21 protein-coding genes are annotated in these 19,973 nt (G+C 72.4%); 8 read left to right on the top strand and 13 right to left on the bottom strand.

What is annotated here, in order from left to right:
• The first annotated feature begins 9 nt into the window (after positions 1-9).
• The 3 genes from FHX82_RS24660 to FHX82_RS24650 are packed head-to-tail and all read left to right on the top strand — an operon-like array spanning position 10 to position 2,831.
• Complete coding sequence (locus tag FHX82_RS24660; RefSeq protein WP_145934640.1) at positions 10-939, top strand: fumarylacetoacetate hydrolase family protein; 930 nt, start codon at positions 10-12, stop codon at positions 937-939.
• The gene (locus tag FHX82_RS24655) at positions 936-1,673 is read left to right on the top strand and encodes an SDR family NAD(P)-dependent oxidoreductase (protein WP_145934641.1); all 738 of its coding nucleotides are present in this window, start codon (positions 936-938) and stop codon (positions 1,671-1,673) included. The genes FHX82_RS24660 and FHX82_RS24655 overlap by 4 nt, the downstream gene beginning before the upstream one ends.
• Positions 1,674-1,685: 12 nt before the next feature.
• A complete protein-coding gene (locus FHX82_RS24650; RefSeq protein WP_145934642.1) occupies positions 1,686-2,831 on the top strand; it encodes an alpha/beta hydrolase family protein in 1,146 nt (381 codons plus the stop codon).
• Between the two features lie 3 nt (positions 2,832-2,834).
• On the opposite strand, the gene FHX82_RS24645 is transcribed toward FHX82_RS24650, so the two are convergent.
• The gene (locus tag FHX82_RS24645) at positions 2,835-3,422 is read right to left on the bottom strand and encodes a TetR/AcrR family transcriptional regulator (RefSeq protein WP_145934643.1); all 588 of its coding nucleotides are present in this window, start codon (positions 3,420-3,422) and stop codon (positions 2,835-2,837) included.
• An 82-nt stretch (positions 3,423-3,504) separates the two neighbouring features.
• Between FHX82_RS24645 and FHX82_RS24640 the strand changes: the two genes are divergently transcribed.
• Positions 3,505-4,683 (top strand): FAD-dependent oxidoreductase, encoded by a 1,179-nt coding sequence (locus FHX82_RS24640; protein ID WP_145934644.1) that lies wholly within the window; start codon positions 3,505-3,507, stop codon positions 4,681-4,683.
• 243 nt (positions 4,684-4,926) lie between these two features.
• Here FHX82_RS24640 and FHX82_RS24635 read toward each other — a convergent pair whose 3' ends face one another.
• The 9 genes from FHX82_RS24635 to FHX82_RS24595 form a co-directional block, all read right to left on the bottom strand.
• Complete coding sequence (locus FHX82_RS24635) at positions 4,927-5,484, bottom strand: permease-like cell division protein FtsX (RefSeq protein WP_145934646.1); 558 nt, start codon at positions 5,482-5,484, stop codon at positions 4,927-4,929.
• Between the two features lie 9 nt (positions 5,485-5,493).
• A complete protein-coding gene (locus FHX82_RS24630; RefSeq protein ID WP_145934647.1) occupies positions 5,494-6,105 on the bottom strand; it encodes a TetR/AcrR family transcriptional regulator in 612 nt (203 codons plus the stop codon).
• Positions 6,106-6,397: 292 nt separating this feature from the next.
• Entirely contained in the window at positions 6,398-7,681 is a 1,284-nt protein-coding gene (locus FHX82_RS24625; RefSeq protein WP_229880355.1) for an amidase family protein, read from the bottom strand.
• Positions 7,682-7,737: 56 nt separating this feature from the next.
• Complete coding sequence (locus FHX82_RS24620; protein WP_145934649.1) at positions 7,738-9,222, bottom strand: ABC transporter substrate-binding protein; 1,485 nt, start codon at positions 9,220-9,222, stop codon at positions 7,738-7,740.
• A gap of 6 nt (positions 9,223-9,228) precedes the next feature.
• Positions 9,229-10,353 (bottom strand): branched-chain amino acid ABC transporter permease, encoded by a 1,125-nt coding sequence (locus tag FHX82_RS24615; RefSeq protein ID WP_145934650.1) that lies wholly within the window; start codon positions 10,351-10,353, stop codon positions 9,229-9,231.
• Entirely contained in the window at positions 10,353-11,399 is a 1,047-nt protein-coding gene (locus FHX82_RS24610) for a branched-chain amino acid ABC transporter permease (RefSeq protein WP_145934651.1), read from the bottom strand. The genes FHX82_RS24615 and FHX82_RS24610 overlap by 1 nt, the downstream gene beginning before the upstream one ends.
• Before the next feature lie 29 nt (positions 11,400-11,428).
• The gene (locus FHX82_RS24605; protein ID WP_145934652.1) at positions 11,429-12,139 is read right to left on the bottom strand and encodes an ABC transporter ATP-binding protein; all 711 of its coding nucleotides are present in this window, start codon (positions 12,137-12,139) and stop codon (positions 11,429-11,431) included.
• Positions 12,136-12,900 (bottom strand): ABC transporter ATP-binding protein, encoded by a 765-nt coding sequence (locus tag FHX82_RS24600; protein ID WP_222425957.1) that lies wholly within the window; start codon positions 12,898-12,900, stop codon positions 12,136-12,138. Before FHX82_RS24600 ends, FHX82_RS24605 begins: the two co-directional genes overlap by 4 nt.
• On the bottom strand, positions 12,897-14,078 hold the full coding sequence (locus FHX82_RS24595) for a CaiB/BaiF CoA transferase family protein (protein WP_229880353.1): 1,182 nt from the start codon (positions 14,076-14,078) through the stop codon (positions 12,897-12,899). The genes FHX82_RS24600 and FHX82_RS24595 overlap by 4 nt, the downstream gene beginning before the upstream one ends.
• Before the next feature lie 145 nt (positions 14,079-14,223).
• Here FHX82_RS24595 and FHX82_RS24590 point away from each other — a divergent pair, with 145 nt between their 5' ends.
• Together FHX82_RS24590 and FHX82_RS24585 are read left to right on the top strand one after the other, a co-directional pair.
• On the top strand, positions 14,224-14,943 hold the full coding sequence (locus FHX82_RS24590; protein ID WP_145934654.1) for a GntR family transcriptional regulator: 720 nt from the start codon (positions 14,224-14,226) through the stop codon (positions 14,941-14,943).
• A 39-nt stretch (positions 14,944-14,982) separates the two neighbouring features.
• Positions 14,983-15,750 (top strand): enoyl-CoA hydratase/isomerase family protein, encoded by a 768-nt coding sequence (locus FHX82_RS24585; protein WP_145934655.1) that lies wholly within the window; start codon positions 14,983-14,985, stop codon positions 15,748-15,750.
• Positions 15,751-15,871: 121 nt separating this feature from the next.
• Here FHX82_RS24585 and FHX82_RS24580 read toward each other — a convergent pair whose 3' ends face one another.
• Genes FHX82_RS24580 through FHX82_RS24570 form a run of 3 tightly spaced genes read right to left on the bottom strand, consistent with a single transcriptional unit; the run spans position 15,872 to position 18,146 of the window.
• On the bottom strand, positions 15,872-16,114 hold the full coding sequence (locus FHX82_RS24580; protein WP_145934656.1) for a lipoyl domain-containing protein: 243 nt from the start codon (positions 16,112-16,114) through the stop codon (positions 15,872-15,874).
• 17 nt (positions 16,115-16,131) lie between these two features.
• On the bottom strand, positions 16,132-17,136 hold the full coding sequence (locus FHX82_RS24575) for an alpha-ketoacid dehydrogenase subunit beta (protein ID WP_221216492.1): 1,005 nt from the start codon (positions 17,134-17,136) through the stop codon (positions 16,132-16,134).
• On the bottom strand, positions 17,133-18,146 hold the full coding sequence (locus FHX82_RS24570; RefSeq protein ID WP_221216491.1) for a thiamine pyrophosphate-dependent dehydrogenase E1 component subunit alpha: 1,014 nt from the start codon (positions 18,144-18,146) through the stop codon (positions 17,133-17,135). Before FHX82_RS24570 ends, FHX82_RS24575 begins: the two co-directional genes overlap by 4 nt.
• A gap of 117 nt (positions 18,147-18,263) precedes the next feature.
• On the opposite strand from FHX82_RS24570, the gene ribB reads away from it, so the two are divergent.
• Positions 18,264-19,475: a 3,4-dihydroxy-2-butanone-4-phosphate synthase gene (gene ribB, locus FHX82_RS24565; protein WP_145934657.1), complete on the top strand. Its 1,212-nt coding sequence runs from the start codon at positions 18,264-18,266 to the stop codon at positions 19,473-19,475.
• The gene (locus tag FHX82_RS24560) at positions 19,472-19,957 is read left to right on the top strand and encodes a flavin reductase family protein (protein ID WP_145934658.1); all 486 of its coding nucleotides are present in this window, start codon (positions 19,472-19,474) and stop codon (positions 19,955-19,957) included. Before ribB ends, FHX82_RS24560 begins: the two co-directional genes overlap by 4 nt.
• Positions 19,958-19,973 lie beyond the last annotated feature (16 nt).

Genomic DNA, 19,973 nt, shown 5'->3' with positions numbered 1-19,973 from the left:
GAGTCTGCCATGAAGTTCGCGACTGTCGAAGAACCCGACGGGACTGTCCGGTGTGGACTCGTCGAGGGCGACAACCTGCTGCGCCTGCCCGCGGGAACCACGGTGCTGGAGCTGATCCGCGCCGGGCAGCTGCACGACGCGGGTGCGGCGGCACGGGCGGCAGGAGACGCGGTACCCCTGTCCGGGCTGCGCCTGCTGCCGCCGCTGGAACCGCCGACCGTGCGGGACTTCGTGGCGTTCGAGCAGCACGTGGCGGGCATGGTCGCCGGCGACGGCGGGAGCGTGCCGCCGGAGTGGTACGAGGCACCGACGTTCTACTTCACCAACCCGTACGCGCTGCTCGGCGCACACGATGACGTGCCGGTTCCGCCGGGATCCCAGCTGTTCGACTTCGAGCTGGAAGTCGCGGCCGTGGTCGGCCGGGACGCCGCCTCGCCGTCGCCGGAGGAGGTGGACATCGCCGGCTACACGGTCTTCAACGACTGGTCCGCCCGCGACCTGCAACGGCGCGAGATGAAGGTCGGCCTCGGGCCGGCGAAGGGCAAGGACTCGGCCACCACGCTCGGCCCGTGGCTCGTCACGGCCGACGAGCTGGAGTCCTATCGCGACAGTGCCGGGTTCCTCGGGCTGGACCTGCGGGTTTCGGTGAACGGCACGCAGATCGGCCAGGACCTGTTGTCGCACATGGGCTGGCCGTTCGAGGAGCTCGCCGCCTACGCCGGGCGCGGCACGCGCGTGCGGGCCGGAGACGTGCTGGGCTCGGGAACCTGTGGCAACGGCGGCTGTCTCGCCGAGCTGTGGGGACGGGGCCGGGAGATCCCGCCGCTGAAGCCCGGTGACGTCGTGGAAATGACCGTCGAAGGCATCGGGACCATCCGCAACACGGTGGTCGAAGGCATCGAGCTGCCGCCCGTGCGCCCGGCCCGGAAGCGCTCGTGAGGGTCGCGGGCAAGATCGTCGTGGTCACCGGCGCCGCGCAGGGCCAGGGCGCGGCCGAGGCCCGGCTGCTCGCGGCGGAAGGCGCCACGGTGATCGGCGCCGACGTGCGGCCGGAGCCCGCCGAGGACCTGCCGGGCGTGCGGTACCGGCAGCTCGACGTCACCGACGCCGCGGGCTGGGCCGCGCTGGCGCACGACCTGGAGCGGGTGGACGGGCTGGTCGCCAACGCCGGGATCACCTGGCGCGCGAGGGTTCCCGACCTGAAGCCCGCCGACCTCGCGCGGGTGCACGAGGTCAACGTGACCGGGACGCTGCTGGGCATCCAGGCCGTGACCCCGCTGATGGGCCGCGGCGGCTCGATCGTCGTGGTCGGCTCGGTGGCCGCGCTGACCGGGCACTTCCCGGCCGCGTACACCGCGAGCAAATGGGCGCTGCGCGGGCTGGCGAAGGCCGCGTGCCTGGAGCTCGGCCCGCTCGGCATCCGCGTCAACACCGTGCACCCCGGCTACATCGAAACCCCCATGACCGCCTCCGCGGCGGCGGCGTTCCGGGCCGCGAACGTCGCCGAGACCCCGCTCGGCCGCACCGGCACGCCCGGTGAGGTCGCGCCGCTCGTGGTGTTCCTGGTCAGCGACGACGCCTCGTTCATCACGGGCGCCGAGATCCCCGTCGACGGTGGCCTGACCGCGCACGGCGGGGTGAAGTCGATCAGCGACGCCGTCCGGACCCCCTGAGAGAGGAAACCCGTGTTCGAGTACTTCCCCGGCAACTACGTGTGGAACCTGGGCGTGGTCGCGGCGCTCAACAGCGGCGGCCTGATCGACGAGGTCGACCGCGCGTGCCGCCCCATCCAGGAGGCCGCGGCCCGCGGCGAGGACGCGGGCACGCCGGACTTCCTGCGGGCCTGGACCGCGCTGACCGACCAGCTCGTCGCGCAGGCCGAGGCCGCCGAGAAGGCGGGCCACACCCGCACGGCGGGGCAGCTGTACTTCCGCGCCACGAACTACCTGTGCCAGGCCGAACGCATGCTCGCGCGATCGGACGCGAACCGGCTGCCCACCTACCGGCGGGTGCTGGAGCTGGCGCAGAAGTCGTTCGCCCTGAGGGATCCGCGCGTGTCCCGGGTGGCGATCCCCTACGAGGGGACGACGCTGCCGGGCTACTTCAGCCGGGCGGGGGAGTCGGCGCCGGTCGTGGTGCTGGTCAACGGGCTGGACTCCACCAAGGAGCACATGTACAGCTCGGGGCACTGGGAGGAGCTGGCCGCGCGGGGGATCTCCTGCCTGATGCTGGACCAGCCGGGCACCGGGGAAGCGTTGCGCCTGCAGGGTCTCACGGCGCGGATCGACGCGGAAGCCTGGGCGGGCGCGGCGGTGGACTGGCTCGAAGGCCGGGCGGACGTCGACGCCTCGCGGATCGGGATCGTCGGCTGGTCGCTGGGCGGCTACTACGCCCCCCGCGCGGCGGCCTTCGAGAAGCGGTTCGCGTTGTGCGTCGCGTGGGGCGCCAACCACAACTGGGGCGCGGTGCAGCGCCGCCGCCTGGAGCGCGAGGGCGAGCGGCCCGTGCCGCACTACTGGGAGCACGTGCTGTGGGTGTGGGGGTACGACGACCTCGACGAGTTCATCGAGTTCGCGGACGGCGTGCACCTCGACGGGGTGGTCGAGAAGATCACCGTGCCGTTCCTCGTCGCGCACGGTGAGCACGACCGGCAGATCCCGCTGGAGTACGCGCACCGGTCCTACGACCAGGCGGTGCACTCGCCGAAGCGCGAACTGCGCGTGTTCACCAGGGAGGAGGGCGCGACGGAGCATATCGGGCTCGACCACCTGCCCCACGTGAGCACGTTCATCGCCGACTGGGTGGCGGACGTGTTCGGCGCCCGGGGGTGAGTGTCAGCGCTCGTGGGCGAGTCCCTCCCAGCCGCGTTCCAGCAGGTCGAAGGCGCGGCGGAGCGCGGCCTCGGGGTCGGCGCTGCCGTGCCCCAGGTCGCGGGTCTCCAGCGCGAAGTGCGCCAGCGCCCGGCAGGACGCGTCGTCGGCGGGCAGGCCCGCCTCCTCGGCGATCACCGCCGCCAGGTCGGCCTCGTGCCGCAGCCACATGCGCCGCGCGTAGTCGCGCAGCGCCGGGGTGCGCGCGACGAACTCCGCCAGCCGGATCCACTGTGGATCGTCCTTCGGCAGGCGCGCCCGCAGCACGTGGTCCCGCAACGCCGCCGGGATCGACTGCCCCGCCGGGCGGTCCCGCACGGCCGCGAGCAGCGCGTCCTTGATCTCGTCCTCCTGGTCGAAGACGAGCGCCTCCTTGCCGGGGAAGTGCTTGAACAGCGTCGTGGTCGACACGTCGGCGGCCTCGGCGATCTCCCGGATGCCCACCTCGTCGTACCCGCGCTCCAGGAACAGCCGCAGCGCCGCGTCGGCCAGCGCCTGGCGCGTCGCCGCCTTCTTCCGTTCGCGCCGCCCCAGCGGCTCCGTGTCGGGCATGTCCCCATCGTACCGCCTGAGTGCACCGGTTCAAAAAGTTGAGCGGTTGCACTTTTTGAACGAGTCTGCTTTTCTGGAAAGCATGACGACCACACCGAACATCGCCATCGTCGGCGCCGGTCCTGCCGGCCTGACCTGCGCCCGGGTCCTGCAGCGGCACGGCATCGAGGCCACGGTGTACGACGCCGACACCGCCGTGGACTCCCGGGACCCGGGCGGCACGCTCGACCTGCACGCCGACTCCGGCCAGATCGCGCTGGAGGACGCGGGCCTGGTCGAGGCCTTCCACGCGCTCGCCCGCCCGGAAAGCCAGGCCAAGACCCGCCGCGACCAGCACGGCACCGTCCTCGCCGAGTTCACGCCCGGCGACGGCGACGAAGCGGCGCCGGAGATCGACCGCGGGCAGCTGCGGACCATGCTGTACGAGAGCCTGCGCCCGGGCACGGTGCACTGGGGGCACAAGCTCGTCCGCGCCACAGCCGGGCGCCTGGAGTTCGCCGACGGGACGAGCGCCACGGCCGACCTCGTCGTCGGCGCCGACGGGGCCTGGTCGAAGGTCCGCCCCCTGCTCACCGACGCGGCGCCGGAGTACCTCGGCGTCTGCTTCCTCGACACCCGCTTCGACGCCGTGGACACCCGGCATCCGGAGGTCGCCGCGCTCGTCGGCCCCGGTCACCTGTTCGCGAACGACAGCGACGGCCGGGCGGTGATCGTGCAGCGCAACTCCGGTGGCGTGGTCCGCGGCTACGTGGCGTTCCGCGCGGAGCCGGACTGGCACGTCCAGGCCGGTGTGGACCTCGCTGACACCGGCGCCGTCTGTGCGCACCTGCTGCGCGAGTTCGCCGGCTGGTCGGCCGGCATGCTCCCGCTGATCACCGAGAACGACGGCGGCTACGTCCCGCGCTCGTTCTGGGCGCTGCCCGCCCCGCTGACGTGGGAGCACGTGCCCGGCGTCACCCTCCTCGGCGACGCGGCCCACCTCATGGCCCCGTTCGGCGGCCACGGCGCGAACCTCGCGATGCTCGACGGCGCCGAGCTCGCCCGCGCCCTCGCGAAGGAGGCGGACCTCGACGACGCGGTCACGCGGTACGAGGAGGCGATGTTCGCCCGGTCCGGCGAGCTGGCCGCCGCGTCGAACGCCGCGCTCCGGAAGTTCTTCGCGAGCGCGGAAACCCCGCACCTGCCGCCGGACCACGCGCAGGAGCACCGGAACTACGAGACCAGGGCGGCGGAGTACCGCCGTCGCCGGGAAACCGCCTGAAAGCCCTTCCCGTCACCAGGTCACAGGTCGTTCACAGAGGCCGTCGCGACGGCACTGCGGTACGAGGGCTTCCACGTCACCGAAGCCGACTCCGGCCGCCGTGCCCCGTAGTACGCCAACGAGGCCGCTCGACGTCGTAATCCTCGACGTGATGCTGCCCGACATCGACGGCATCCAGGTGTGCCGCCCGCTGGGGAGAACGCGTGAACCTCCCCTGAACGCGCGTTTCGCGGCGTTCAGGAACTACCCGTTCCACTCACCGCTGGGCGGGCAGGGCCGCAGGCCCTCGGTGCCGTAGCGCGCGGCCATGGCAGGTTCGACCTCGGCCCGGATCAGCGGCCGGACGGAGGTCGCGGAGGGGAACGTCTTCGTCAGCTCGGTGGCCCAGGCGTGCAGGTCGGTCCCGTCGGTGGCGGTGATCGTCACCGAGGCGGGCAGCGCTTCGGGGCGGGCTCCCGCGATCAGGTCGGGCTGATCGGCGAAGATCTGCTGAAACCGTTGGTACGCCTCGGTTCGGGTCTCGGTGTAGACCTTGCGGGCGCGGGGGTCGAGGTGCACGACGCCGGCGATCCGGGCCATCTCGTCGTCGGTGAGCACGTCCACCACGAGCTCGTCGGCGCAGACCTGGTGCCCGGCGAGCGGGATGACCGGCGCCCCCGCGGCCGTGGCGGGGTCGCCGGCGGGCACGGCGAGGACGATCGCGACCGCCGCGGCGGCGAGGAGGGCGGCGCCGGTGACCGCGACCGGCAGGAGGCTCCGGCGGGGTCTCCCGGCGGGGGACTCGGGGGAGGATTCGGACACGCGGGAAGGCTACTCGCGTAGGCCCAGCGCGGTCAGCCAGACGTGGACGAGGGTCGTGGTCGCCTCATCGAGGGAAGTACCGGTGACCGTCGCCTGGTAGAAGGTCCGCTCGGTCATCCAGACCAGTGCGGTGGTCAGCGCCCCGGCGTCGGTGGGGCCCGTGCCCGCCGGAACGCCCGCGCGTTCGGCGATGCGGCGGGTGGTGGCGGCCAGCGCGTCGACCGCCGAGCGCCACGCCTCGTCGACGGCCGGCACCGTCGGCGAGAGCTCCACCGCGACGCGCATGACCGGGCCGTGCTCGCGCCACATCCGCGCCGTGTGCCTCACGCCTTCGCGGAGCGCGTCGGCGGGAGCGGCCGCCGCGTCGGCGGCGTCGACCTCGGCGCGCAACGTCGTCACGGTGCGTTCGACCAGCGCGGCCAGCACGTCGTTGCGGGAGCCGAAGTAGAAGTAGAACGCGCCCCGGCTGATGCCGGCCGCCTTCGCGAGCGTCTCGACGGTGATCCCCTCCGGCCCGCCGGCCAGCTGCTGCTCGGCGGCGTCGAGGATGGCGCGCTCCCGCAGGTCGCCCTTGCTCGGAGTGCCGCGCCGCCTGCTGCCGTCCTCCCTGGTCCGTGGCATCGGCTCATCGTAGCGTCGACAACTTTGCACGCAGCGTCGACTTTTCTCGACCGGCCCCACCGTCGTCGGTACCGTGTGCAGGCAGGCCGCCGACGCCGACGTGACCGACGACGAGGCAGCCGTCAGGTGAGCGCGTGCAGGATCCGCTGATGAGCGCGCCCGGTCACGAGCGGAGGCAGTCCGGCCACTGTGGACACTGCCGAAGGCGACGTCGCCGGAGGTCGCGCGGCCGGCGAGGCGCTGTGGGTCCCGGGACTGGTTCACCACGGCTGGCGGGCGAAGGGCTCCGGAGCTAGGAATCCCCCGGCGGCGGGTGGTAGCCACCGGTGACGTCGGCCGCCCAGCGGGCGAAGGCGATGGCCGTCGCGTCGTGGCCGTGTGCCGCTACCACCTGCATACCGACGGGCAGCCCGGCGGCGGTGCGGCCCACCGGGATGACCACCGTCGGCAGGCCGAGCACGCTGAACAACCCGCACCAGCCGATCGTGCTCAGGTGCGGGCGCGACTCGCCGTCGATCTCCAGCACCCGGCTGCCGATGTCGCCGTCCAGGTCGTGCGGGAACGCGGGCATCGCCGTCACCGGGCACAGCAGCACGTCGAACCCCGCGAACCAGCGCGCCCACCGCGCCCGCACCCGCGCGCGGTCCTCGGCGCGGGCCAGCCAGCCGCGGTGGGACGCCGTCGCCGGCGGCAGTCCCTCGTCGGGCAGGTTGTAGGCCACCGCGGCGAGCACCATGTCCAGGTGCAGCTGCCACAGGTCGTCGAACCGGTCCGACGGCTCGGCGTCCTCCACCCATGCCCCGGCGGCGGCGAACGCGTCCACCGCGGCGGAGAGCACCTCCGCCGACGCGTTGCCGACCCGGCACGACGGGTCGTCGAGCCACACCGCCGCGCGGAACCCGGTCCGCCACGGCGGCACCGGCGTGCCGGTCAGCACCTCCAGCACCAGTGCCAGGTCGTCGGCGCTGCGGCAGATCGGGCCCAGCACGTTGCCGTCCGGCGGCACCAGCCCGGCGCCGACGTGGTCCACGTACCCGTCGCCGGGCACCAGCCCCACCGACGGCTTGAGCCCGTAGACCCCGCAGAAGTGCGCCGGAATCCGGATCGAGCCCGCGATGTCCGACGCCAGGTCGAACCCGCACAGCCCGGCCGCGACCGCCGCCGCGCTGCCGCCCGACGAACCACCCGGCGTCCGCCCGGGGTCCCACGGGTTGCGCGTCAGCCCGAACACGTCGTTGGTGGTCTGGATGTCGCCGCACCACGTCGGCACGTTCGTCTTGCCCAGCACGATCGCGCCGGCCGCCCGCAGCCGGGCCACCGCGGTCGCGTCCGCCGCCGGGCGGTGACCGGCCAGCTCCGGCGAGCCGCCCGTGGTGCGCAGGCCAGCGGTGGCGATCGCGTCCTTCACCGTGATCGGGACGCCGTGCAGCGGGCCCCGGCCGCGCCCGTGCGCGATCTCCTCGTCGGCCGCCGCCGCGGCGGCGCGCGCCCGCACGGTGTCCAGCGTGACCACCGCGTTGAGCTCCGAGCCCTCGATGCGGGAGAGGTAGTACCGGACCAGCTCGCGGCTGGACACGGACCTCGAAGCGAGAGCCCGTGCCAGCTCGCGAGCGCCGGCGGTCGCCGGGTCCATCAGTTGCCCGCCTGGGCCTTCTCCCAGTTGCCGAGCTTGCCCTCGTTGTCGATGAGCGGCCCGGCCTTCTCGAAGTGCCCCGGCGCGGCCGGGGTCGCCCCGGTGTAGGTGAACATCTGGCCCGCCTCGAACGGGTAAGCGTCCTCGACGCCGCTGACCTTGCCCTTCACGCCCTGCACCATCAACGGGTACGTCGAGTCGTAGGAGTGCGCGGCGACCGCGATGTTCGCCCGGGTCAGCCCGCCCTTCATGACCGAGGCGTCCTGCAGCACCTGCACGATGTACCAGGCCCAGAACCAGCCGTTGGCGGTCTGCGCGTTGGCCGGGTCGAGGCCCGCGGCCTGCACGGTGTCGTGGTACAGCTTGGCGAACTGGGTGTTCGGGTTGTCCGGGTCGCTCGGCGCGTAGTAGTAGCGCACGACGTTGGTGCCGTTGCCGGTCAGGCCCTGCTTGCCCAGCGGCGCGTAGGTGGTCTGGATCTGCGCGCACGGCTGGGCCGCGACGACGACGGGCTGCCACGACGACTTCTCGATCGCGCCGATGGCCTGCGTGCAGAACGTGCCCGCCTCGACGAGCACCACCGCGTCCGCACCGGAGGCCGCCGCGCTGGTCACCTCGTTGTCCACGTTGGGGGCGGACACGTCGTTGGTCTGCTCGTCGACGATGCTCAGGCCGGGCGTCTGCTTGACCGCCCGCTTGAAGCCCTCCACATAGGACTGACCCAGCGCGTTGCCGATCGAGATCGTCGCGATCTTCGCGCCCTGCGGGAACTTCTCCTTGAGCCAGGACGCCCAGATCCCGCTCTCGTTGTAGTAGTCGAGCCCGAACCCGGTGGTCCACGGGTACTTCTGCGGGTCGCCGAACGGGTCGTCGGACGCGGCGACCTCCAGCTGGCCCATGCAGTTCTGGTTCGCGTAGTCGCGCAGGTTCAGGTTGTTCGGCGAGCCCAGCACGGCGAAGCTGGCGGCGTAGTCGCCGCTCTGCACCGCCTGCTCGAAGTTCGTGCGGGTCTGGTCGGGCTGGTACTGGTCGTCCTTGACGTCCAGGGTCACCTTGCGGCCCGCGATCCCGCCGTGCGCGTTGACGTAGTCGAGGTAGGTCTTGATGCCATCGCCGATCTGGCCGTAGGCGGCCAGCGCGCCGGAGTGCGGCATGCTGGTGAACAACCGGATCTCGCCCGGCGTGATCCCGGCGTTGTTGTCCCAGGTGGACGGACAGCCGGACAGGTCGAGACTGTAGCCGCCCGGTCCGGTGTAGACACAGCTGCCGTCGGCGCTCAGGCCCCAGTTCTTGGCCTCGGTGCTCGGCAGCGGGATCGTGCCGTCATTCGGGGTGGGGGACTGTGCGGTCACGGCCGGAGACGGCCCGCACTTCTTGGTGGCGGCGGCCTGCTTGCTCTGCTCGTGCGAACAGGCGGTGACCGTGCCGGCGACCGCGAGTCCGATGACCAGTGTCGCGAGGCGCCGTTGCCAGGTACTCGTCATGGGGGTTCAGCCCTCTCTCAGAGCCGGTTGGACGGGCGGGACGGCGGCGGTCCCGGCGAACCGGTGCCGCTGCCAGCCCTCGGGGGAGCGGGGGACGACCTCGAGCACGCGGCGGCGCAGCCGCCCGAGCCCGTCGGACACGCCGCCCGGTAACAGGAACACGAAAGCGATGAGCAGCGCGCCGGACACGATGCCCACGATCTGGCCGCCGTCGGGACGGCCCGACAGCAGGTTCAGCGACTGCGCCCAGTCGGCGATCTGCGTCCGCAGGAGCACGAACACGACCGCGCCGGGCACCGCGCCGGTGATCGACGCGCTGCCGCCGGCGATCAGCGCGACGAGCAGGAAGATCGACAGGTACAGGTCGAACCGCGAGTCGCTGACCGCGGGGACCTGGATGACCAGCAGCGACCCGGCGACGCCCGCGAACGCGGCGCTCACCGCGAACGCGAAGATCTTCACCCGCGCCACGCGGATGCCCGAGGCGGCCGCGCTGAGCGGCGCGTCGCGCACGGCGTGCATCGCGCGCCCGGTCCGGCTGCGCACGATGTTGCGGGCGATGAGGAACATCAGGGCCGCCACGGCCAGCACCGCGTAGTAGTGGTCCGTGGGCGGCCCGGTCTCGGTGTAGGGGTCCACGAAGAACCAGTCCGGGGACTGCATCTCCTGGGGCACGAACTTGCCGTTGGGACCTCCCGTGAAGCTGGGGAACTTGTCGACGAGCACGGGGAACAACGCGGCGACGGCGAGGGTGACCGTCGCGAGGTAGAGCCCCCGGATGCGCAGCGCCGGGATGCCGACCAGCGCTCCGGCGACCAGGCACAGCACCACGCTGACCGGGATGGTGGCCAGGTAGGGCCAGCCGTGGTCGGCGACGAGGATGACGGTGGTGTAGCCGCCGAGGCCCACGAACGCGCTGTGCCCGAGCGAGATCTGTCCACAGTGGCCGGTCAGCAGGCCGAGGCCGAGGATCGCGACGCTGTAGCAGACCATCTGCGTGCACGTCTCGATGGTGCCGACCGAACCGGTCAGCAGCGGCAGCACGACCAGCACCACGGCGGCCAGCGCCGCCGAGCCCCAGCGGAGGCCGCGGTGGGCGCGGCTGCCCTCTTCGACGGTGAACGCGGCCATCACACCCGCTCCTGACTGCGGCGGCCCAGCAGCCCGGCGGGCTTGAACTGGAGCACCGCGATGATGACGAAGAACGCGCAGCCGAGGCCGAATTGCCCGCTGAGCGCGGGGATGTAGCCGGTCAGCAGCGCGATGGCGAGCCCGACCAGCACCCCGCCGACGACCGCGCCCGCGATGCTGTCGAGCCCGCCGAGGGTGGCGGCGGCGAACGCGTAGATGAGGATCTTGTCCATGAACGTCGGGTCGAGGTAGGTGGTCGGCGCGGCGAGACAGCCCGCGAGCGTGCCCACCGCCGCGGCGATCGCCCAGCTGCTCTGCACGGTCCGTCCGATGTGGACGCCCAGCAGCCGCGAGGACTCGACGCTGGTGGACACGCACCGGAACGCGAGCCCGAGCTTGGTGCGGGAGAGCGCGAGCTGCAGCACCACCACCACGACGACGATCAGCAGCGCGGTGCCGAGGCTCGTGTAGTACACGCGCGCGCCGCCGAGGGTGAAGAAGTCGTCCGGGCCGTGCGGGAACAACGTCGGGAACCCGCGCGGGTCGAAGCCCCACAGCAGCGCCGCGAGGGCGTTGAGCGCCAGGTACAGCGCGAGCGTGACGATGGTGATCGCGAGGTGGTTGTTCGCGTCGAACGGCCGGATCAGCGTGCGCTCGATCCCGGCCGCCGCGCCCGCGGACACCACCATGGCCAAGGCGATCGCGAGGACGAGCGGCAGGCCCCCCTTCTCCGCGAACGTGAAGGCGAGGAACGTGCCGACCATGCCCATCGCGCCCTGGGCGAAGTTGATGACGCCGGTCGCCTTGAACACCAGCACGAGCGCGAGCGCGACCATGCCGTAGAGGAAACCGTTGAGCACGCCGTCGGCCACCCGCTGCAGGTACAGCTGGAACCCGCCGTCGAGCACGGCGTAGACCGAGAACGCCGCCAGCAGCGCGACGACGACGCCGAGTCCGCTGGCCGCGGAACGCCGGCGCCGCAGCGCGAGCACGTCGCGTGCTCCGCCCGGCGGCGCGTCCGGCCTGCCGGTGGTGGTGATCGCCACGGGACAACCCTCCTTTGGGCTGGTGGACGTCAGTAGCCGAGATAGGCGCGCCGGACGGACTCGTCGTCGCGCAGTTCCGCCGCGGAGCCGGACACGGCGACCGTGCCCGCTTCCAGCACGTACGCCCGCCGCGCCAGGTCCAGCGCGAGCGCGGCGTTCTGCTCGACGACGACCATCGCCACCTCGCGTTCGGCGCGCACGCGGGCCAGCACGTCGAACAGCTGCCGCACGACGATCGGCGCCAGGCCCAGCGAGGGTTCGTCGAGCAGCAGCAGCCGGGGCCTGCTCATCAGGGCGCGGGCGATCGCGAGCATCTGCTGCTCGCCCCCGGACAGGCTGCCGGCCGACGTCGAGCGCCGCTGCGCGAGCCGGGGGAACGTGTCGTACCAGTAAGCTATGTCGGTGCGGACCTGCTTGTCTTTGCGGATGTAGCCGCCCGCGCGGAGGTTGTCGTCCACGCTGAGCTCGGCGAGGGTGCCGCGGCCCTGCGGAACCATCGCGACCCCGCGGCGGACGACGTCGTAGGTGGACCGGCCGCCGAGCTGTTTTCCGCTCAGCAGCACCGATCCCTCCGTGCGCACGAGCTGGCACACCGAGCGCAGCAGGGTGGTCTTGCCCGCGCCGTTGGCGCCCAGCACCACGACCACCTCGCCGTCGCCGACGGTCAGGTCGACGCCGTGCAGGCATTCGACGGTGCCGTAGTAGGCACGCAGCCCGCGCAGTTCCAGGAGCGCGCTCATACCGGCGTCCCCAGGTAGGCCTCGACGAGCAGCGGGGAGTCCCGCAGCTCCGCCGGCGTCCCCGACACGAGGTTGCGGCCGAAGTCGAGCGCGACGACGTGGTCGGAGATGCCCATCACGAACTGCATGTGGTGCTCGACGAGCAGCAGCGTGATGCCGTGCTCGTCGCGCAGCCGCAGCAGGATGTCGCCCAGCTCTCGCACGTCGCCGTGCGTCAGCCCGCCCGCGGGCTCGTCCAGCAGGAGCAGCCGGGGCTCGCCGACGAGCGCCCGTGCCAGCTCGACCCGCTTGAGGGTGCCGAACGGCAGGCCGGTGCACTCCCGGTGCGCGACGTCGGGGATCTCGAAGTAGTCCAGCATGGCATAGGCGCGGGCCCGCAGGTCCCGGTCCTCGCGCGCGGCGGGCCAGCCGAACACCGACGAGGCGAAACCGGCGCGGCCGCGGGCGTGCCGGCCGACCATCACGTTCTCCAGCACCGTCATCCCCGGCCACAGGGCCAGGTTCTGGAAGGTGCGGGCGATGCCGAGCCCGGCCAGGTCCGCCGCGTGCCGGCGCAGGAGGTCCTGCCCGGCGAAGCGAACCGTCCCCGACGCGGGGCGCACGAGGCGGCTGATCGTGTTGAACGCGGTGGTCTTGCCCGCACCGTTGGGTCCGATGAGGGCGCAGATCTGTCCTTCTTGGACGGTCAGCGAAACCGAGTCGAGCGCGGTGACCCCGCCGAAGCGGACGGTGAGGTCGTCGAGCTCCAGCAGCGCGTTCACACGACACCGTCCGCTCTGAGCCGGCCGAGCCGTTCGCCGTCGGCGACCGCGGCGAGCACCTCGTCGGTGTCGGCGCCGAGCGCGGGCCCGGTGCGGGTGATCTCCCCCGGGGTGCGGGAGAACTTGGGAACGACGCCGTTCATGGGCAGCTCCGTGCCGTGCTGGTTGCGCCGCCACTGGATCATCTCGCGGGCGGCGAAGTGGGGGTCGGTGAGGATCGAGGCCGCCGTGTTGATCCGGCCGACCGGCACGCCGTGCCGGTTCAGCTCGTCGATCAGCTCGTCGCTCTTGCGGGCGGAGGTCCAGGCGGAGACGAGCGCGTCGAGCTCCGCCATCCGCGCGCCGCGTGCCTGGTGCGTCGCGTAGCGCTCGTCGGTCGCCAGCTCCGGCTGCCCCATCGCCTCGGCGAGGCGGGCGAAGACGGTGTCGGCGTTGGCGGCGATGACGACCTCCGCGCCGTCCGCAGTCGGGTACACATTGGACGGTGCGACCCCGGGAAGCACGCTGCCACTGCGTTTCCGCAGCACGCCACCGGCATGGTAGTCGGCCAGCGTGGACTCCATCAGCGCGAACACGGCCTCGTAGATGGCGACGTCGACCTCCTGGCCGCGGCCGCTGCGGGCCCGTTCGAGCAGGGCGGCCTGCGTGCCGATGACGGCGAAGAGCGCGGCGAGCGAGTCACCGAGGCTGATGCCCGTCCTGGCCGGGGCGTCGTCCGGGGATCCCGTGGTGTGGCGGATTCCGCCGACGGCCTCGGCGACGCTGCCGAACCCGGCGAGCCCGGAGTTCGGCCCGGTCTGGCCGAAGCCGGAGACGTGCACGACGACGATGCCCGGGTTGAGCGCGCTGAGGGTTTCGTAGTCCAGGCCCCATTTCCGCAGGGTGCCGGGGCGGAAGTTCTCCAGCACGACGTCGGCGGTGGCGGCGAGCTCGCGGACGAGCTCCTGGCCCCGTTCGCCCCGCAGGTCGACGGTCACGGACTTCTTGTTGCGCGCGATCGCGGGCCACCACAGGGATTCCCCGTCCTTGGTGATGCCCCAGCGGCGCATCGGGTCACCCGTGGCCGGTGGTTCGATCTTCACGACCTCGGCCCCGTAGTCGGCGAGCAGCTGCCCGGCGAACGGACCGGCGATGAAGCTGCCGAGTTCGAGAACCCTGGTTCCGTGCAGTGGACCCACCGTTGCGCCACCTCCGAATTCGACTGTGGACACATATTGCATGCAATCCGGACCCGGAACAAGACTCCGTCAACACTTTTGTCGATTTCGTTTCCCGCAGGTCGCGTGGTGAGCACGACCGGTCACACCCGGTACCCTCTGCGGAATGGGCGAGGACGTGCGGGACGACAGCGTGGCGGTGGCGTACGGCGGCGGGCCGATGCCGGACGAGGGCATGTCCGGGCCGGTGTTCGCCTACACCTCGATCCGCTCGTGGATCGTGGAAGGCCGGCTGCGGCCGGGGGAACGGCTCATCGAGCAGCGGATCGCGGCCGAGCTGAACCTCTCGCGCACGCCGGTGCGCGAGGCGGTGCGGATGCTCGCGGCGGACGGGCTGGTCGTGACCGCGCGCAACCGCGGCGCGGTCGTGCGCACGCTGGGGCGCCAGGACATCCTCGACACCTACGAGCTGCGGGCCCGGCTGGAGTCCTATGCGTGCGAGCTGGCGGCGGGCCGGGCCACGGCGGACGACCTGGCCGCCGTCGACGCCGGCATCCGCGACTTCGCCAAGGCCATGCGGCGCAGGGAGCTCGGGCACCTGGAGCGGACGCGGCTGATCGGGGAGGCGAACCGGCGCGTGCACGCGGCGATCATCGCGGCGAGCCGGCACGGCAGGCTCGCGCACCTGCTGAGCAGCACGGTGGACGCGCCGCTGGTCTTCGAGGCGCTGCGGGAGTTCACGAACCGCCAGCTGGAGCGGTCGAACCTGTTCCACCAGCTGATCCGCGACATGATCGCGAAGGGGGAGGGGCAGCGGGCCGCGCAGCTGATGCACGAGCACATCCTGCAGGGCCGCGACCAGCTGCTGGCCGACCTCGATCGCTGATCTTCCTTCTGGGAGGTCCATTGCATACAATCGACTCTCATGCTGGATCAGGACGACTACACGCGGATCCGGGTGGAGGTGGCGGGCGGGGTCGCCACGCTCGTCCTCGACCGGCCGGAGCACGGCAACACCGCCGACGACGCGATGCACTCCGAACTCACCACCGTCTTCGCCCGCGCGCGGGCGGACGAGCGGGTGCGGGTCGTCGTGCTGACCGGCGCCGGCGCCACCTTCTGCCGCGGCGGGGACAGCAGCGCGTCGCGCAGGTTCGAGACCCTGACCGGGCTGACGCCCGTGCAGGAGGCCAGGGTCATCGTGGAAACCCTGCTGGAGCTGGAAAAACCGGTGATCGCCGCGGTGAACGGGGACGCGCTCGGGCTGGGCGCGATCCTCGCCACGCTCGCCGACGTGGCGTTCGTGGCGCCCGCGGCGCGGATCGGCGACCGGCACGTGCCGGGCGGGGTGACGGCGGGCAACGGCAGCGCCGCGCTGTGGCCGGTGCTCGTCGGGCTCAACCGGGCGAAGTACCTGGTGCTGGAAGGCGAGCTGCTCACCGCTGCCCGCGCGGTGGAGCTGGGACTCGCGCACGAGGTGACGCCCGACCCGGTGGCGGCGGCGCGGGAGCTGGCACAACGCTGGGCGGGCTACCCGCAGTTCGCGCTGCGCAGCACCAAGGCGGTGCTGAACACCCACCTCAAAGCGGCGGCGACCCTCGCGCTCGGCTACGGCCTGGCACTGGAGGAACAGGCCATGGCGGGCCCGGAGTTCGCCGCGGTCCTGGCCCGGCGCCGAGGGGTTGCGGAGTAGAGGTGTGACCGGCGTGGGTGGCGCAGTTCCGGCTCGCCGCCCGTGAGCTACCCGGCGCTGTGGCTGGAGTCCGGCCACCGTGGACAGTGCGGCCGCCCCCAGAGGGACGGCCGCACCCGGCTCAGGCCGTCTCGATCACGCAGAGCACGTCGCGGACCTCGACGACGTCACCGCTCTCGCCGCGCAGCTCGCGGACCACCCCGGCGTGCGGGGCGACGATCATCTGCCTCGCCTTCTCCGCCTCGATCTCGACCAGGTCCGCGTCCGCCGCGACCTGTTCGCCCTCCTCGACGTACCAGTCGATGATCTCCGCGTCGCTCATCCCCATCGACAGCTGGGGGAGCCGGACCTCGTGACGTGCCAACGGTTTCTCCTCGCTACTCAGCCGGCCAGCGCGCGGCGCGCGGCGGCCACCACCTTGTCCTTCGTCGGGTAGATCTGCTTCTCCAGCGCGGGGCTGAACGGCACGTGGATGTCATCGGTCGTCACCCGCACGACCGGGCCGCGCAGCGCCCCGAAGCAGTCCTCCACCACCCGCGCCGCGATCTCGCTCGCCGCGCTGCACGTGCGGTTCGCCGGGTCCACCACGACACACCGGCCCGTCCGGCTCACCGACTCCAGGATCGTCGGCCAGTCCATCGGCACCAGTGTGCGCGGGTCGATCACCTCCGCGCTGATCCCGTCCGCCGCCAGCTCCTTCGCGGCCTCCAGTGCGAGCACGCTGCCCAGCCCGATGCCCACGATCGTCACGTCGGTACCGGGCTGCCGGATCGCGGCCGACCCGAGTGGCACGACGTGGTCGGTGTCCTCGGGGACCATCGGCCCGCGGCCCCTGCGGCCCCACAGGTTCGCGTCCTCGAAGCACAGCACCGGGTTGTCGTCGCGGATCGCGGACTTCAGCAGCCCCAGCAGGTCCGGCGCCGTCGACGGCAGGATCACCTTGAGCCCCGGCACGTTCATGAACATCGGGTACGGCCGGTCGGCGTGGTGGCCCGCCGTCCCGCCGTGGTAGTAGAGCGCCGCCCGCACGACGACCGGCAGCGTGGCCTGGCCGCCGAACATGTACCGCGCCTTGGCCAGCTGCGACACGAACTGGTCCATCGCCCCGAACACGAAGCTCGCCACCGTCAGGTCGACGATCGGGCGCAGCCCGGCCATCGCGGCACCGGCCGCGACGCCGATCGACCCGGCCTCGGCGAGCGGCAGGTCACGCACGCGCGAGGGCCCGAACGCGTCCAGCGCGCCGGCCGCGGCGCCGAACACGTTGGCGCGCAGGTCCTGTCCCATCAGGAGCACGCGCTCGTCGCGCGCCATCTCCTCGCGCTGGGCGCGGTTGATCGCCTGCAGGAAGCCGAGCTGTTTCGCCCGGGTGGTCGCGGCGGTCACGCGGTCACCTCCGAGTAGAGATCGGTGTACGCCGCTTCCGGCGGCGGGAACGGGGACTCGCGGGCGAACTCGACCGCGGCGTCTACTTCGGACTGAACCTCGTCGCGCAACGCGGCCAACTCATCGGCCGTGAACAGGCCCCAGCCCAGCAGCCGTTCGGCGAACAGCGTCAAAGGATCCACCGTTTCGAACCACTTGTCCACAACGGACTGGTCACGGTACGGCTGCGGCACCACCAGCCCGTAGGCGTGCTCGTGGAAGCGGTACGTCTTCGCCTCCACCAGGCTCGGCCCCTCGCCCGCCCGGGCGCGGGACACCGCGTCGCGCGTGGCCCGGTACACCGCGAGCACGTCCTGCCCGTCGACCACCGTGCCGGGCATCCCGTACCCGGCCGCCCGCATCGCGACATCGGGCACCGACAACGACTCCTCGGCCGTGACGCTCACCGCGTACCCGTTGTTCTCGCAGAAGTAGATCACCGGCAGGTGCCAGATCCCGGCCAGGTTCATCGACTCGTGCAGCACGCCCTCGCTGGCCGCGCCGTCGCCGAAGAAGCACAGCGCCACCTGGCCGCTGCCGCGGACCTGCGCGGCGAGCCCGGCCCCGGTCGCCACCGGGATCGCCGACCCCACGATGCCGGACTCGCCGAGGCTGCCGACCGAGAAGTCCGCCAGGTGCATGCTGCCGCCCTTGCCGCCGCACACGCCCGTGGCCTTGCCCAGCAGCTCCGCCATCAGCGCGTCGAGCCGGGCGCCCTTGGCGATCGGGTGCCCGTGCGAGCGGTGGTTGCCCGTCATGTAGTCCGAGGTCTCCGTCGCCAGGCAGGCACCGACCACCGCGGCCTCCTGCCCGATGGACAGGTGCACCATGGCGGGCAGCTCGCCGGCGTGGAACAGCGCGATGGTGGCTTCCTCGAACAGGCGGACGCGCTGCATCCGCCGCATCATCTCGCGGGCGAGTGCCCGGCCGTCCGGGCGGGCGAACTCGGCGGGTGCGGTCTCGTCGGTCATGTCCGGAACCCCTGTCGTCGTCGACCAGCGAAGTTGTTGTCAGCGTAAACGTTGACGCAGGAATGCGGAAGGGCTACCGTTCCTGTCAACACAAGCGATGACGCAAGGAGCGGGGCGATGGCTGACACCGTGCACGACGCGCTGGAAGCGGTGGTCCGCGGCGAGTTCGTCGTCGTGACGGACGCGGCGGACCGCGAGAACGAGGCCGACCTCGTCCTCGCCGCCGCGCACATGACACCCGGGAAGATGGCCTTCCTGCTGCGGCACTGCACCGGCATCGTGTGCGTGCCGATGCCCGCCGCCCGCGCCGACGCGCTCGGCCTGCCGCTGATGGTCGCCGACAACACCGAACGGCACCGCACGGCCTTCACGGTCACGGTGGACGCGGTCGAGCACACCACCACCGGCGTGAGCGCGGCGGACCGGGCGGTCACCGCGCGGAAGCTGGCCGATCCGGCCGCCCGCCCCGAGGACTTCGCCCGTCCCGGCCACATGTTCCCGCTGCGGGCGCACCCCGAGGGCGTGCTCGGCCGGGCCGGGCACACCGAGGCCGCGGTCGACCTGGGCGAGCTCGCCGGGATCGACCCGGTGATGGTGATCTGCGAGCTGTCCCGGCCCGACGGGGAGATGGTGCGCGGCGAGGACGTGCGGGAGTTCGCGCGGCGCTACGACCTGCCGCTGATCGGGATCCAGGACCTCATCGAAGTCCGCGGGCGCGCGACCGAGGAGACGCCGAGCATCCCGCTGCCCACGCCGCACGGCGAGTTCACCGCGACGCTGGTGCGCACCGAGCCCGACGGTGCCGAGCACCTGGTGCTCGCGCTCGGGGACCTCTCGGCCGGGGAACCCGTCCTCGTGCGGGTGCACTCGGAATGCGCGACCGGTGACCTGTTCGGCTCGCTGCGCTGCGACTGCGGCGAGCAGCTGCGGGCCGGCCTCGAAACGATTTCCCAGGCGCGGCGCGGAGTCCTGGTCTACGAGCGCGGGCACGAGGGCCGCGGCATCGGCCTCGCCGACAAGTTCCGCGCCTACGCGCTGCAGGACCGCGGCGCCGACACCGTCGACGCGAACCTGCGGCTCGGGCATCCGGCCGACGCACGGGACTTCCGCGCCGCCGCGCGCGTGCTGCTGCGGCTCGGGCTGAGCGAGGTCACGCTGCTGACCAACAACCCGGACAAGGTGCACGCACTGGCCGCGGAAGGGCTGAAGGTGACGGCGTGTCCACTTCGGACGGTCCCGGCGCCGGAGAACGTGCGGTACCTGCGGACGAAACAGGCCCGGCTCGGGCACGACCTGGCACTGGACCCCGACCTGCGGGAGGCGCGATGACCACGGCGGCAGGAGTCACGCCGGACCGGTTCCGGCACGTCATGCGGCACGTGCCCACCGGCGTGGCCGTCGTCTCGGCCGCCTCGCCGGAGGGCCCGCTCGGGCTCGCGGTCGGCTCGTTCGTGTCGGTGTCGCTGGAACCGCCGCTGGTCGGGTTCTTCGTGGCCCGCACCTCCAGCACGTGGCCGCGGATCGAGCCGCTCGGCCGGTTCTGCGTCAACGTCCTCGGAGAGGAGGGCGAGGACGTCTCGCGGGCGTTCGCGGTCTCCGGCGGGAACAAGTTCGGCGGCGTGCGGTGGGAGCCGTCGCCGCTGGGCTCGCCCGTGCTCGACGGCGCGCTCGCCTGGTTCGACTGCACCACGCACTCGGTCACCGACGCCGGCGACCACGTCTTCGTCCTCGCCGACGTCCACGAGCTCTCCGTGCGGCCCGCGGGCCGTCCCCTCATCTTCTGCCACGGCACCTACCAGCGGCTCTCGTAACCAGAAAGAAGGTCAT

Source organism: Amycolatopsis bartoniae (genome assembly GCF_014191255.1).
GTDB lineage: Bacteria > Actinomycetota > Actinomycetes > Mycobacteriales > Pseudonocardiaceae > Amycolatopsis_E > Amycolatopsis_E bartoniae.
The sequence above is the reverse complement of the archived record's forward strand: the minus strand, read 5'-3'. Positions and strand labels throughout refer to the sequence as shown.